The sequence below is a fragment of the Kitasatospora sp. NPDC057198 genome (assembly GCF_042670125.1).
GTDB lineage: Bacteria > Actinomycetota > Actinomycetes > Streptomycetales > Streptomycetaceae > Kitasatospora.
This window is the reverse complement of sequence record NZ_JBHUWH010000211.1, coordinates 1-12899: the sequence shown is the minus strand read 5'-3', so window position 1 is coordinate 12899 and position 12899 is coordinate 1. Positions and strand designations below refer to the sequence as shown.

13 protein-coding genes are annotated in these 12899 nt (G+C 76.1%); 4 read left to right on the top strand and 9 right to left on the bottom strand.

Annotated elements, in window-relative coordinates:
- Positions 1-959 precede the first annotated feature (959 nt).
- On the top strand, positions 960-2180 hold the full coding sequence (locus ACFUEL_RS22765) for a streptophobe family protein (protein ID WP_380238442.1): 1221 nt from the start codon (positions 960-962) through the stop codon (positions 2178-2180).
- Positions 2181-2333: 153 nt separating this feature from the next.
- Here the strand turns inward: ACFUEL_RS22765 and ACFUEL_RS22760 are convergent, their stop codons facing one another.
- Genes ACFUEL_RS22760 through ACFUEL_RS22750 form a run of 3 tightly spaced genes read right to left on the bottom strand, consistent with a single transcriptional unit; the run spans position 2334 to position 6253 of the window.
- Complete coding sequence (locus ACFUEL_RS22760; protein ID WP_380238440.1) at positions 2334-3365, bottom strand: serine/threonine-protein kinase; 1032 nt, start codon at positions 3363-3365, stop codon at positions 2334-2336.
- A gap of 5 nt (positions 3366-3370) precedes the next feature.
- Complete coding sequence (locus ACFUEL_RS22755) at positions 3371-3868, bottom strand: hypothetical protein (RefSeq protein ID WP_380238439.1); 498 nt, start codon at positions 3866-3868, stop codon at positions 3371-3373.
- Positions 3869-3871: 3 nt separating this feature from the next.
- Positions 3872-6253, bottom strand: a complete 2382-nt coding sequence (locus tag ACFUEL_RS22750) for an FHA domain-containing protein (protein WP_380238437.1) — start codon at positions 6251-6253, stop codon at positions 3872-3874.
- Between the two features lie 145 nt (positions 6254-6398).
- On the opposite strand from ACFUEL_RS22750, the gene ACFUEL_RS22745 reads away from it, so the two are divergent.
- Entirely contained in the window at positions 6399-6677 is a 279-nt protein-coding gene (locus tag ACFUEL_RS22745; protein WP_380238435.1) for a hypothetical protein, read from the top strand.
- Between the two features lie 76 nt (positions 6678-6753).
- Here the strand turns inward: ACFUEL_RS22745 and ACFUEL_RS22740 are convergent, their stop codons facing one another.
- From ACFUEL_RS22740 to ACFUEL_RS22720, 5 genes are all read right to left on the bottom strand, one after another.
- Positions 6754-7464 (bottom strand): hypothetical protein, encoded by a 711-nt coding sequence (locus tag ACFUEL_RS22740; RefSeq protein ID WP_380238433.1) that lies wholly within the window; start codon positions 7462-7464, stop codon positions 6754-6756.
- Between the two features lie 13 nt (positions 7465-7477).
- The gene (locus ACFUEL_RS22735; RefSeq protein ID WP_380238431.1) at positions 7478-9130 is read right to left on the bottom strand and encodes a protein kinase; all 1653 of its coding nucleotides are present in this window, start codon (positions 9128-9130) and stop codon (positions 7478-7480) included.
- Positions 9131-9314: 184 nt separating this feature from the next.
- Entirely contained in the window at positions 9315-9623 is a 309-nt protein-coding gene (locus tag ACFUEL_RS22730) for a dsRBD fold-containing protein (RefSeq protein WP_380238430.1), read from the bottom strand.
- On the bottom strand, positions 9620-9793 hold the full coding sequence (locus tag ACFUEL_RS22725) for a hypothetical protein (protein WP_380238428.1): 174 nt from the start codon (positions 9791-9793) through the stop codon (positions 9620-9622). The genes ACFUEL_RS22730 and ACFUEL_RS22725 overlap by 4 nt, the downstream gene beginning before the upstream one ends.
- Positions 9794-9852: 59 nt before the next feature.
- Positions 9853-10365: a phosphohydrolase gene (locus ACFUEL_RS22720; RefSeq protein WP_380238426.1), complete on the bottom strand. Its 513-nt coding sequence runs from the start codon at positions 10363-10365 to the stop codon at positions 9853-9855.
- Positions 10366-10559: 194 nt separating this feature from the next.
- On the opposite strand from ACFUEL_RS22720, the gene ACFUEL_RS22715 reads away from it, so the two are divergent.
- Complete coding sequence (locus tag ACFUEL_RS22715) at positions 10560-11192, top strand: uridine kinase (RefSeq protein ID WP_380238424.1); 633 nt, start codon at positions 10560-10562, stop codon at positions 11190-11192.
- A 32-nt stretch (positions 11193-11224) separates the two neighbouring features.
- Here ACFUEL_RS22715 and ACFUEL_RS22710 read toward each other — a convergent pair whose 3' ends face one another.
- Positions 11225-12016 (bottom strand): DNA-formamidopyrimidine glycosylase family protein, encoded by a 792-nt coding sequence (locus ACFUEL_RS22710; RefSeq protein ID WP_380238444.1) that lies wholly within the window; start codon positions 12014-12016, stop codon positions 11225-11227.
- A gap of 119 nt (positions 12017-12135) precedes the next feature.
- Here ACFUEL_RS22710 and ACFUEL_RS22705 point away from each other — a divergent pair, with 119 nt between their 5' ends.
- Positions 12136-12897, top strand: a complete 762-nt coding sequence (locus ACFUEL_RS22705) for an alpha/beta fold hydrolase (RefSeq protein WP_380238423.1) — start codon at positions 12136-12138, stop codon at positions 12895-12897.
- The last annotated feature ends 2 nt before the right edge of the window (positions 12898-12899 follow it).

Below are 12899 nucleotides of genomic sequence, written 5' to 3'. Positions count from 1 at the left end.
CTTCCGCCACAACGGGTTCCCGCCGCCCCCGCCACCCCCGACCCCGCCCCGGCCGGGAGACGCCCCGCCGCCGCCGTTCGGCCGTCCGCCGCTGGGCGGCCCGCTCGCCCCGGCCCCCGCGCCGCCGATCGACGCCCCGCTCCCCGAGGCGCTCGACGGGCGCAGCCCGCCCGCCGACAGCGGTCCGGACGGCGGCCCCGCCGGCTCCGTCCCGCCGGCGCCGGAGGGAGGCTCCGTCGCGCCCCCGGCACCCATCGCACCCGCACCCGCACCCGACCCCGCCCCGGCACCCGCCGCGAAAGCGCCACCGGCCGGCGGCCGCACCACCTCCGTGGGCTGCGGTGCCTCCCCCGCCGATGCCCCGGCACTTCCCGCGGCGCGCCCGTCCACCCCGTCGACCCCGTCCACCCCGTCCGCAACGCCTGCGGCGCCCGCCCGCTCCACCAGCTCGGTGGGCGCCCCCTGCGCATCGGCCGCGTCCGTTCCGACCACCTCCGTGGGCGGTCCGGCCGCTCCGCCCACCACCTCGGTGGGGCGGTGCGGCGGCGGGGCCTGGGCACCGTCGTTGGCACCGTCGTTCTGGTGGTCCGGCTCTTCGGGCTGCCGGGGCGTCGGCTGCTCAGTCACGGGACTGCCTCCCGGTCGGACTCCCCCGAGTCCAGATGCGCACCCACCATTGTCCGCCCGCCCCTCCGAACCCGCCGCCCCGAACCACAGGCGCACCCGCCCCGGCGGCTCCGACCGCCCCGGCTCCGACCACCCCGGCGTCCACCGCCTGCGGCGATTCGCCGTCCGCTGCGGCCTGTCGGAAGCTGGAGGGGCCGGCCGGTCCGGGCCGGCACCGGGGGGTCGCGCTCGAAGGGCCGGTGAGACGGGTGTCTGGTGCCGCCACTCCTGCGAACCCCCGCACGCCCCCGCCACCGCCCTCCGCGGGTCGGCCCGAGCGGCTCGCCGCGCCGGTGTCCGTCCTGCTCTCCGCGCTGGTGGCGACGGTGGGCGCGCTCGCCGCGATGGCGGTGGTGGCGGCGCTCGGTCTGTGGCTGGCGGGTGCGGACGAGCTGCCGGGCGGCGGTTTCGGGCCGGTGCTGGCGGCGACGCTGCTGCTGGCGCTGGGCGCGCCGGCCCGACTCGACGGCGGCGCGGCCTTCGTGGCGAGCGCGCAGGGCGGGATCAGCGCGCTGCCGCTGTCCGTGACGCTGGCGGGGGCGCTGGTGGCCGCGTACCTGTTCCTGCGGCCGCTGCGGCGGCACGCGGTGGTGGGCGGGCGGCTGCTGCTGGCCCGGGTGCTCGCGCTGGCGGCGTGCTGGACGGTGGCGGTGCTGCTGCTGTCGGCGGCGGCCCGGCACTCCTTCACGGTGTCGACGGGCGATCCGCTGCTCGACGAGTTGGGCGGCGCGTTCGGCGCGGCGCCGACGGTGGGGTTCCGGGTGGATCCCGGTCCGGCGGTGGGTTTCGGTCTGCTGTGGCTGGCGGTGGTGGTGCTGCTGGCGCTGGCGGCCTCGCGCCGGGCGCCGCTGCCGACCGCGCTGGTGCGCTGGCACGGCACGCTGCGGCCGACGGTGCACGCGGTGCTGGCGCTGCTGCTGGTGTACGTGCTGCTGGGGCTGGTGGGCGGGCTGGTGGGGGTGGCGACGAGCGGCGAGCCGCGCGAGGCGCTGGCGGTGCTGTGCCTGGGGCTGCCGAACCTGGCCTGGCTGGGGTTCGGGGTGGGCCTGGGCGCGTCCTGGCACGGTCACGTCACGGACAGTCTGGGCCTGCCGTTCCCGCACCCGCTGGCGGCGGTGCTGCACTCCGGGCAGGACGTGACGCTGGACCTGGGCGCGCTGGCGGAGCAGAACGGGTGGGCCTGGCTGCTGCTGCCGCTGGCGGCGCTGCTGGTGCTGGCGGCGGGCGCGGTGTCGGCGACCCGGACGCGTCCGCCGCTGCCGGTGTGGCGTGCGGCCGTGCAGTGGGCGGTGGTGCTGGCGCTGGCGGTGCTGGCGGTCGGCCTGGTGACCCGGGTGTCGGCGGTGTTCGGGCTGTCGCTGCTGGGTCTGGGCGGTGGCGGGCGGACGGTGCTGGAGCCGGACCTGCTCACCGCCGTCCCGATCGCGGCCGGCTGGGGCGCGCTGGCCGGGCTGCTGGGCGCACTGCTCGCCCGGAGGCGGGCGCGGCGCCCGGCCGACCCGGCGGTCCGCTGACGACGGACACCCCCGCGCCCGACACCCCCGCGCCCGACACCCCCGCATCCCCACGCCCCCGCGCCCCCGCGCCCCCGCGCCCCCGCGCCCCCGCGCCCCCGTGAAGAACGCACGGACAGCCCCGTCCCGGCCACCACGTCCCGGACCCCGCGTTCAGGGTTCGAGCACCGGCCGCGCCCAGGCCGGTGGTGGCGGCGGCCCGTCCCGCCGGGGGGCCGCCGGGGGCGCGCTCCGCACCTCCGCCGCCCGCACCGACTCCGCCCGCACCTCCTCCGCCACGCGCACCGACCCCGCCCGCACCTCCGCCGCCGCCCGCAGCGCCGCGACGAACTCCAGGCAGCTCCCGTACCTGTCGTCGCGCCGTTTCGCCATCGCCCGTTGCAGCACCGTCGCCACTCCGGCGGGCAGGTCCGCGCGCCGTTCCCGGACGTCCGGCGGCGGGTCGTTGAGGTGGGCCCAGAGCAGGGCCAGGTCGTCGTCGCGCCGGTAGGGCGGATCGCCGGTGAGCATCTCGAAGACCACGCAGCCCAGGCTGTACACGTCGCACCGCCCGTCCACCGGCTTGCCGGAGATCTGTTCGGGGGCGACGTAGTCGAGCGTGCCGACGAACTGGCCGACGGTGGTGAGGCCGGTCAGCGAGAGGGACTTCTTGGTCAGCCCGAAGTCGGTCAGGTAGGCGTGCTCGGGGTGGTCGGGGTCGGTGCCCTCGGCGATCAGCACGTTGCCGGGTTTGACGTCCCGGTGGACCAGGTCGTGGGCGTGCGCGGCGTCCAGCGCGCTGGCCACCTGGACGGCGATCCGCACGGTCTGGGCGGCGGTGAGCGGGCCCTCCCGGTCCAGCAGGGCGCGCAGGTCGCGGCCGCGGACGTACCGCATGGCCAGGTAGAGCACGCCCTCGACCTCGCCCGCGTCGTAGACGGGGACGATGTTGGGGTGGTCGAGCGAGGCCGCGACGTGCGACTCGCGGACGAAGCGCTGGCGGAAGGTCTCGTTGCGGGCCAGTTCGGGGGCGAGCAGTTTGACCGCGACGGTGCGGCCGAGCCGCAGGTCCTCGGCGCGGTAGACCACCGCCATGCCGCCGCGTCCGAGCACGTGCTCCAGCCGGTAGCCGGCCAGGGTGCGGCCGTCCAGCTCGCCCGGTTCGGCGGCGGCCAGGGACGGCGGCTCCGGCGGCTCCCCGGGCATCGGGGTCAGCTCCGGCCGTCGCGGTCGGCGGCCGCGTAGGTCTGCAGCTGGGCGGCGTCGCAGTAGTACCAGCGGCCCCGGTCGAGGTCGAGCAGCCAGGCGTCCGGGCCGTCCAGCACCGCGCCGAGCCGCAGGTCGCGGGTGCCGTCGCGGAAGGTCTCCAGGTCGATCCGGCCGGCCGCCCAGTCGTCGACCAGCCGCCGGTAGGTGGCGAGCGAGCGTTCCAGGGCGGCGAGCAGCGGGCGCGGGTCGTCGGCGGTGGCGAGCGGGGCGCCGGCGGCCGGGGGGCGCTGCGGGAGGGCGACCAGCAGGCGCCCGTCGACCCAGGCGGTCCAGCCGTTGGAGCAGACGATCCGAGCCCAGTTGCCGTTGGCCTGGGCGAGCGCGACGGGCAGCAGCGGGTCGAGCGGCACCCCGGTGGCGGCCGGGTCGGGCGCGGTCCAGGTCGGCAGGCCGTCGGCCGGGACGACGTGGGTGGGCCGGAACCCGTCGGGCGTTCCCATCCGCTACCGCCGCATCACGGCGGGTTCGTGCCGGCGCAGCAGCCGGGCGACGACCAGGCCGTACGCGACGGCCAGCACGATCAGCATGCCCATGTCGAGCAGCCAGATGCCCTGCCGGTGCGCGAACAGCGGGTCGTCGGTGAGCGTGCCGGGCACGGTGGCGTGCAGGTCGATGGTGGCGGCCATGGCGCCGAGCGCCCAGCGCGAGGGGACCAGCCAGGACAACTGGTTGAGCACCGGGATGTGGTCGAGTTGCAGCAGCGCCCCGCAGAACACCACCTGGACGATGGCGACCAGCACCAGCAGCGGCATGGTCACCTCCTCCTTCTTGACCAGCGCGGAGATCAGCAGGCCGAGCATCATCGCGCTGAGCGAGAGCAGCGCCACGGCGAGGGTGATCTCCAGCAGCGGCGGCAGGAACACCCCGCCGCCACCCTGCGGTCTGAGCCGTACCCCGATCAGCGCGACCATGGTCAGCACCACCGACTGGACGACGGTGACGGTGCCCAGCACGACGACCTTCGAGCACAGGTACGCGGATCTGGACAGGCCGACGGCGCGTTCGCGCTGGTAGATGGTCCGTTCCTTGACGAGTTCGCGCACCGCGTTGGCGGCGCCGGTGAGCACCCCGCCGACGCACAGGATCAGCAGCGCGTTCAGGGCGGTGTCCTGGTTCAGCCGGCTGCCGGCCAGGGCGTGCGCCATCGCGCCCATGACGAACGGCAGCGCGATCATCACGGCGAGGAAGGTGCGGTCGGCGGCGAGCGCGCTGGCGTACCGGCGGCACAGCGTGCCGACCTGGCCGAGCCAGCTGCGCGGCCGGGGCGGCGGCGCGGGGGTGGCCTCCGCGGGCAGGGCGGGCTCGGCGGGGGCGAGTGCGCCGGGCCAGTCGCCGGGGCCGCCGGCCGGGCCGCTGACGTACTTGCGGTAGGGGGCGGAGGCGCGGAACTGCCCGGCCCAGTCCCGCTCGGTCTGGTTCTCGAACGCCTCGAAGGCGTCCGGCCAGTGCGCGAACCCGAAGTGCTCCAGCGTCTCGCCGGGCGGCCCGTACCAGGCGGTCCGCCCGCCGGGGGCGAGCAGCAGCAGCCGGTCGCACAGGTCGAGGCTGAGCACGCTGTGGGTGACCACGATGACGGTGCGGCCGTCGTCGGCGAGGCCGCGCAGCATCTGCATCACGGACCGGTCCATGCCGGGGTCGAGGCCGCTGGTGGGTTCGTCGAGGAACAGCAGGGACGGCTTGGTGAGCAGTTCGAGGGCGACGCTGACCCGCTTGCGCTGGCCGCCGGAGAGGCTGGAGATGACCTGGTCGGCGCGCTTGCCGAGGCCGAGTTCGTCGATCACCTCCTCGACCCGGGCGGCCCGTTCGGCGGGCGCGGTGTCGTCGGGGAAGCGCAGTTCGGCGGCGTACGAGAGGGCTTTGCGGACGGGCAGCTGGGTGTGCAGGATGTCGTCCTGCGGGACGAGGCCGATCCGGCGGCGCAGTTCGGCGTAGTCGCGGTAGAGGTCGCGGCCGTCGTAGCGGACGGTGCCGCGGTCGGCGGGGCGCAGCCCGGTGAGGGCGTTGAGCAGGGTGGACTTCCCGGCGCCGCTGGGCCCGGCGACCGCGAGCAGGCACTTCTGGCCGACCGGGAAGGTGACCTGGTCGAGCAGGGTGCGTCCGCCGTCGACCTGGACGGTGAGGTCCTCCACGTCGAGGTCGATGTCGCCGGTGTCGACGAACTCCTGCAGTTCGTCGCCGACCAGGCAGAACACCGAATGGCCGATTCCGACCAGGTCCCCGGGCCCGACGGGGGCCTGCCGGACGGGCTGGCCGTTCAGGTAGGTGCCGTTGTGGCTGCCCAGGTCGGTGATCCCGTAGCGGCCGTCGGGCGTGGCGCGCAGCTCGGCGTGGTGCCGGGAGACCGATAGGTCGCCGACCACCAGGTCGTTGTCGGGGGCGCGGCCGATCCGCACCACCTTGGCGGGCAGCGGCATCACGCTGGACGGCGGCCGGTGCGAGCCGGTGATCGCGGTGAGCCCGGAGGGGCGGCGGCCGGGCAGCGGGTGCACGGCGGTCGGCTCGGGCAGCGCGCTGAACGTGCAGCGCGGTCCGTCGCCGGGACTTCCCAGGCAGAGCACGGTGCCGGGCTCGACCTCCAGGTGGACGACCCGGTGGCCGTCGGCGGCGTAGGTGCCGTTGGTGGAGCCGGTGTCGTCGACGATCCAGTGGCCGTCGCCGACGTGCAGTTCGGCGTGGTGCCAGGAGACCCGCGGGTCGGTCAGCACGACGTCGCCGGTGGGGTCGCGTCCGAGTGCGTACCTGCGGCTCGGGGTGATGACCATCGAGTCGCCGCCGGTTTCCAGGATCAGTTTCGGCGCGGTGAGCGCAGCCTCTCGCTCTCCCATACGTCGATGCTAGTCCGCGTGCCGGGCACCCGCCCGGGGGGCGGTTTTCGGCCCTTCGGGTGACAGTGGGAAGCGGTCGCCACGGATCGGGTACCTGTGGGGTCGGGACCGAGCGGCCCGTTGGGCGGCGGATGGGAGCGGGCTTGTGAACACCTGGGCAACCTGGACCACTCAGGGGATTCTGTCCGGCCACGGCGGTGTGAAGACCGTGGAGATCGGCGTCATCACCGGGGACCTGACGGTGCACACCATGTGGATCGAGGGCGAGGCGCGGCTGACCGTGCAGTACAGCGGCGCGCTCGACTGGTTCACCGTGGAGGGCAGCCCCGTGGCGGCCCCGGACGAGGCGGCGGCCCGCGAGGTGCACCAGCACATGGTGGAGGCCGTGAAGACGGGCGGAGGTGCGACCGCGCCACAGGCGTGAGCGGACCAGCCCTCCCGGGCCGCCACCGGCACGCAGCCGGCCGCGACCCGGGTTTCGTGCGTCCCGGCGGCCTCCGCTACGGGCAGGAGTAGCGGAACACCGCCTCGGCCGGGCGGACGCCGGCGGGTTCCAGCACCTCCAGCCGCGCGGTGGCGGTGAACTCGCCGCGGCCCCGGAAGGTCCACTCCAGCGCGACCGCGGTGCTCCGGTGCCCGGCCGCCACGTGCTGGACGAGCGGCCCGGAGCCGGTGCCGTCGCTGCGCACCCACCGGTAGCGCACCTCGCCCCCGCCGCCGTCGGTCTCCAGCACCCCCGTGACCACGGCGGTGCCGTCGCACCCGGGCCCCGCGGCCGGACCGGCCGCCCGCACGCCGACCACCCCGACGGGACGGCCGTACCCGTCCCACAGCAGGTACCCGAGCAGGGCGAGCAGCAGCACCAGCGGCACCAGCAGCCACCTGTCCCACCGCCGCCGCGACGGCACCGCGACGGCGGCCTCCCCGTGCCACACCGCGGCGGCCCGGGGCGGCACGCCGGGGCCGAACCGCCGCAACCCGTCCTGCGGACCGGACCCGGGGCCCGCGAGGGGATCGAGCACGGTGGCGGCGAGGTCCACAGGCAGCCGGACGGTCTGCTCGGCGTCGGGTGGCGGCCCGGCCGGGCGGAGCCGGACGGTGCGCAGGTCGTCGCGCGGGGCGGCGGCCCGCAACCGGACGGTCGGCTCGGCGTCGTCGGGCTTGCGGACGGGCCCGAGCCGGAGGCCGGGGTCGGGAGGCAGCTCGGTCATGGTCGGTCTCCGCTCACCTGAGGCAGGACATGCTGTACGGGCCCCCGGAAACGGGCTTCGCAGTGCTGGGGTCACTGGTCACCACCACCTTCGCCTTCCAGGTGCGGCAGGCCGAGGTGAGAGTGCTGGTCACCCGGGTCGTACCCGCCGGAACCGGGTCGGAGGTGGTCGTGCCGACCAGCGCGCCGGAGTCGCTGTCGTACCAGCTGAAGGTCAGCGTCGCCGTTCCGCCCCCGCTCGTGGACACCGTGACCGAAACGGTGGCTGACACCGTGCTGTTGCCGCCCCGTAGGAACGGCGTGCCCAGCTTCACGATGACCGGCGGTGCGCTGCTCGCCGTCGGGCTGGGGGTCGGGCTGGGGGTCGGGGTGGGCGTCGGGGTCGGGCTCGGTTTCGGGGTGGTGCTGGGCTTCGCCGTCGGGCCGGGCGTCGCACTCGGGCTGGTCTCCTCGGCGGGTGTGGGCGAAGCCACGGGGCCGGGGCTCTCGCTCGGGCTCGGCAGGGCCCCGGCCGTCGGGCTCTCGGTGGGTCCGACGATGGTGGTGGCGGGTGGGGCGGCGGCCGGTAGCGGGTCGGCGGCGGTCTTCTCCTCGCCGGCCGAGGCGACCGCCGCGAGCGCGCCCACGACGAGGACGATCGCGCCGGCGGTGGCGGTCAGCCTCCCCCGGAACGGGCGCCGCGGGGGTGCGAGGACCGTCGTCGCGTACGAGGTGGCGCCGGGCAGCGCGCCCTCCGCGGTGGGGGTGGGCAGCAGCAGGGGCAGCAGGGCGACGAGCGCGGCCAGCCGCTTGCGTCCGCGCTCCTCCCAGTCGGCGCCGTAGGCGGCTCCGGCGGCGGCCTCCAGCTCCTCGACCAGGGCTTCGGCGCCCGGGGGCCGCTGCTCGGGGGTCTTGGCGAGTCCGGCCCGGATCAGCGGTCGGAGGGCTTCGGGCGCCAGGGTGTCGGGGATCTCGGCCTCGGCGTGCTGGAGCGCGAGTTCCATCAGCGTGGTGCCGGTGTACGGCTTGGCGCCGGTGAGGCACTCGAAGAAGGTGGCGGTGGCGGCGTACACGTCGGTGGCCGGGGAGGCGGGGTGCCCGGCCCACTGTTCGGGGGCCATGTAGGCGGGCGTTCCGGCGACGGTGCCGCCGGCGCCGTCGCGGACGGCGATGCCGAAGTCGACGAGTTTCGACTCGCCGTCCACGGTGACCAGCACGTTCCCGGGCTTGTAGTCGCGGTGCACGACGCCGGCCCGGTGCGCGGCGGCCAGGCCGAGCAGGGAGCCCTTGAGGACGGCCAGGGCGGCTTCCGGCCCGGTGCCGCCCTCGGCGCGCAGCAGGTCGCGCAGCGGGATCCCGTCGACGAGTTCCATCACGATGGCCGCGCCGTGCGGGCCCTCGACGTACTCGTGGAGGCGGGTGACGTGCGGGCTGTCGAGGGCGGCGAGCAGTTCGGCCTCGACCCGGAAGGCGGCCCGGTCGGGGTGGTCGCCGTGCAGGTACTTGACCGCGACCGGGGTGCCGGTGGCCCGGTGGCGGGCGAGGACGACCCGGCCGGAGGCGCCGGCGCCGAGTTCGCGCCCGTGCGCGTAGTCGGGGAGTTCCCAGTGGACCGGCGGCCGGCCGCCGGGGTCGTGCGGGGGCGGGTCCGCCGGTCTGCCGCCGTCCGGGTGCTGATCGTCCGTCACCTTGTCCACCCCCGGCGTCCCCGTGCTGTGCGGGGGCGCCCGTTCGTCGCCTGCGGGCCGACGCGGGTGCCCGGCCACCGGCAGTGACGCGCCCCCGGCCGGGCGGGTTCCGGCGCGGGGGCGGGGAAAGGTCACGATTCGGGTGTTTCGTGCACCGATCGTCGGGGGGGCGGGGACGGGACGGTCACCAGGCGCCCTCCGAGGGCGGTGCGTCGCGGCGGCGGGCGGACTCGGCGGCCTCGGCAGCGACCGAGCCGCGGTGGACCAGCTGCCGGCCGAGTTCGCTGAGGGCCCGGCCGACGGCGAGTTCGTCGCCGATCCCCGGGTCGGCGGGGTCGGTGGGGCTGCGGTGGGCCTCCGCCTCGACCTCGATCAGGTTGACGCCGGTGTCGAGGACGGCGTGGGCCTGGGTGAGGTCGCCGACCTCGACCACCCGCAGCCGGACCGACCACTCGCTGCTGTGCGGTTCGGGCACCGCGGCGCGGCCGCTCACCGCTGTTCCTCCTGCCGCGGCGGGTCGGCGACCGGGTCGCCCTCCGCCTGGGACTCCTCCCACGCGTGCATGGTCTGGTAGGAGGTGATGCCTTCCTCGGGGTCGGCCAACCGGACGTCGTCCTCGTCCCGCCGGGCCTTCTCGTCGAGCCTGTCGTTCATCTCGGACATCCCGGGCTCCTCGCTCTAGAACCCCCGCTGCTCCTTCCAGCGTGCCCCCGCGGGCGGCCTCAGTCGAGTTCGGCCAGCAGCTCCGGGTTGACCAGGGCGAGGACCGTCCGGACGTCCGCCTCCGCGACGGCGGGCCACAGCACGGCGCGGGCCTCCCGGTAGCGCCCGGCCAGCCGCTCCCGGTCCGCCGCGGGAAGCAGCGCGGCCCGGTCGGCGCGCGAGTTGTGCGCGTTGTCGGCGATCTTGACCAGGGTGGCGGCGTGGTCGGTGGCGACGTCCAGCAGCATCGTCCGGTAGTCCGTCCCGGGGGTGCGGGTCACCCGCCGGACGGTCGCCACCACGGCGGCGGGGACGCCCGCGGCGAGCAGGTCCCCGGCGGTGAGCGGGGTGTCCTCCAGCACGTCGTGCAGCAGCGCCGCCATCCGCAGGCCCGCGCCGAACGGGGCGACGCCCGCGGCCACGGCGCGCACGTGCTCCACGTACGGCACCCCGATCCGGTCGTACTGGCCGGCGTGCGCGCGGGCGGCGAGGGCGTCGACCCCCTCCGGGGTCAGGAACGGCACGGTGGTCATGTGGTGTCTCCCCTTCTCCTGCTGCGCTCCGTTCGGAGTGTCGCACCCCGCGCCGCACCCCGGAACGGCACCCCGGAGCAGCGGACCGGAACGGCACCCCGGAGCAACGGACCGGAACGGCACCCCGGAGCAACGGACCGGAGCAGCGGACGCCGCGACGTATAGTCCGGTTGACCGAAGGGAGTGATCGCCCGGTGCGGGTGACACCGATCTCCCCGGAGCGGCTGGTCGGGCTGCTGGCGGGGCGGATCCACGAACTGGCCGACGACGGACGGCGGTTGCGGGTCGCGGTGGACGGCGCGGACGCCACCCGGCCCGGCGAGCTGGCGGACACCCTGGTGGAGCCGCTGCGCCTGCTCGGCCGACCGGTGCAGCGGGTGTCCGCGGACGACTTCCTGCGTCCCGCCTCGGTGCGCTTCGAGTACGGCAAGCAGGACCCGGACGCCCTCCACGACCTGTGGCTGGACCAGGGCGCGCTGCTGCGCGAGGTGCTCGACCCGCTCGAACCGGGCGGTGACGGCCGTGTCCTGCCCACCTACTGGGACCGGGCCACCGACCGGGCCACCCGGGCCCGATACGTCGAACTCCCGCCGCGCGGGGTGCTGCTGCTGGACGGGCCGTTCCTGCTCGGCCGCTGGCTGCCGTTCGAACTGACCGTGCACCTCACCCAGTCCGCCGCCGCGCTGGCCCGCCGCACCCCGGCGGCCGAGCGGTGGACGCTGCCCGCGCACGAGCGCTACCGCACCGAGACCGACCCGGGCGCGCTGGCCGACCTGACGGTGCGGGTCGAGGACCCCCGGCACCCGGCCCTGGTCGAGCGGGACTGAACCCGGGCCCGCGGCCGGTCGGCCCGCGGTGCTCAGGCGCCCGGCGCGGGCCCGCGCTGGCAGCGCGGGCACCAGTAGGCGGTGCGGTCCCGGTCGTGCCTGGCGGTGCGGATCGGCGTGCCGCAGCGCAGGCAGGACCGGCGGGCCCGGCCGTACACCCAGTGCTGGTGGCCGGGCCGCGGGTCGCCGGTGGTGACGTGGCCGGGGGTCAGCTTGTTGGCGTCCAGCAGTTGCCGGGCACCGTGCAGCAGTTCGTCCGGGTCGGGCAGCTCGCCGACCGGCAGCCAGGGCGTGACGCCGGCCAGGAAGGGCAGCTCGTTGGCGTACACGTTGCCGATGCCGGCCAGGGTGCGCTGGTCGAGCAGGGCGGTGCCGAGCGGGCGCCGCGGGTCGGCGAGCAGGCGGCGGCGGGCCTCGGCGTCGTCCCAGTCCGGGCCGAGCAGGTCGGGCCCGAGGTGGCCGACCACGCGGTGCTCCTCGGCGGTGCGCAGCAGTTGGACCACCGGCAGCCGGTAGCCGACGGCAGTGCCGTGCTCGGTGCCGAGGACCGCCCGGACCTGGAACGCCGGGCCGCCGCGCCAGCGCTCGCCGGGCCGGAAGGTCTGCCAGCGGCCGTCCATCCGCAGGTGGGTGTGGAGCGTCACCCCGCCCTCGAACCTGGTCAGCAGGTGCTTGCCGCGCGGCACCGTCTCCAGCACCCGGCGCCCCGTCAGGTCGGCGGTGGCGTGGGCGGGAACGCGGAAGTCCGACACCGTCAGCACGTGACCGGCGAGCGCTCGGTTCAGCTGGGTGGCGACACGGTAGATGCTGTCTCCTTCGGGCACGCCCTCCATCATGCCGCCCCCCACCGACAGCGCCACCGGCCGCCCCTCCCCCACCGACCCGCTCTGCTCGCAGCGGAAATCCCTGGTCAGCGGGCCCGAAGTGCTCTACGGTCGGCCGAATGACGATCACTCATGAGGTGACGGGAAGCGGACCCGCGGTGGTCCTGCTGCACTCCTCCGTCTGCGACCGGCGGATGTGGGACGGGCAGTGGGACGCGCTCCGCGAGGCCGGCTACCGCGTGTTGCGGTGCGACTTCCGCGGTTTCGGGGAGACCCCCTGCGCGGACCGCCCGTACGACAACCTGACCGACCTGGCGGACCTGCTGGACGAACTCGGCATCGAACGGGCGGCCCTGGTCGGCTCCTCCTTCGGCGGCCGGATCGCCCTGCAGTTCGCGGCCCGGTACCCCGACCGGGTCGGTTCGCTGACCCTGCTCTGCCCCGGCAGCCCCGACCACGAGCCGAGCGCCGAACTGCTCGCGCTGGACGAGCTGGAGGTGGGCCTGGTCGAGTCCGGCCGACTGGACGAGGCGGTCGAGCTGATGGTGGACACCTGGCTCGGACCGGACGCGGACGAGGCGGCCCGGGCGAAGGTCCGGGTGATGCAGCGCAACGCGTACGAGGTGCAGCTGGCGCCCGCGGAGGAGGTCTCCCCGACCCGGGTCGAGGTCGACCTGCGGGCGGCCGTCGCCCCCACCCTGGTCTACTCCGGCGCGCACGACCTGGACGACTTCCGGCGGATCGCCGCCGACCTGGCGGCCCTGCTGCCGGACGCCGAGCACCGCGAGCTCCCCTGGGCCGGGCACCTGCCCGCCCTGGAGCGCCCCGCGGAGACCGCCGAGCTGCTGCTGGCCCGGCTCGCCGAGGTCGGCCGGCGCTGAGG

Bases quoted from the DNA above. Each gene is read 5' to 3' on its own strand.
- ACFUEL_RS22760 (WP_380238440.1), bottom strand. From the start codon at position 3,365: ATGCCCGGGGAGCCGCCGGAGCCGCCGTCCCTGGCCGCCGCCGAACCG.
- ACFUEL_RS22755 (WP_380238439.1), bottom strand. From the start codon at position 3,868: ATGGGAACGCCCGACGGGTTCCGGCCCACCCACGTCGTCCCGGCCGAC.
- ACFUEL_RS22750 (WP_380238437.1), bottom strand. From the start codon at position 6,253: ATGGGAGAGCGAGAGGCTGCGCTCACCGCGCCGAAACTGATCCTGGAA.
- ACFUEL_RS22740 (WP_380238433.1), bottom strand. From the start codon at position 7,464: ATGACCGAGCTGCCTCCCGACCCCGGCCTCCGGCTCGGGCCCGTCCGC.
- ACFUEL_RS22725 (WP_380238428.1), bottom strand. From the start codon at position 9,793: ATGTCCGAGATGAACGACAGGCTCGACGAGAAGGCCCGGCGGGACGAG.
- ACFUEL_RS22720 (WP_380238426.1), bottom strand. From the start codon at position 10,365: ATGACCACCGTGCCGTTCCTGACCCCGGAGGGGGTCGACGCCCTCGCC.
- ACFUEL_RS22705 (WP_380238423.1), top strand. From the start codon at position 12,136: ATGACGATCACTCATGAGGTGACGGGAAGCGGACCCGCGGTGGTCCTG.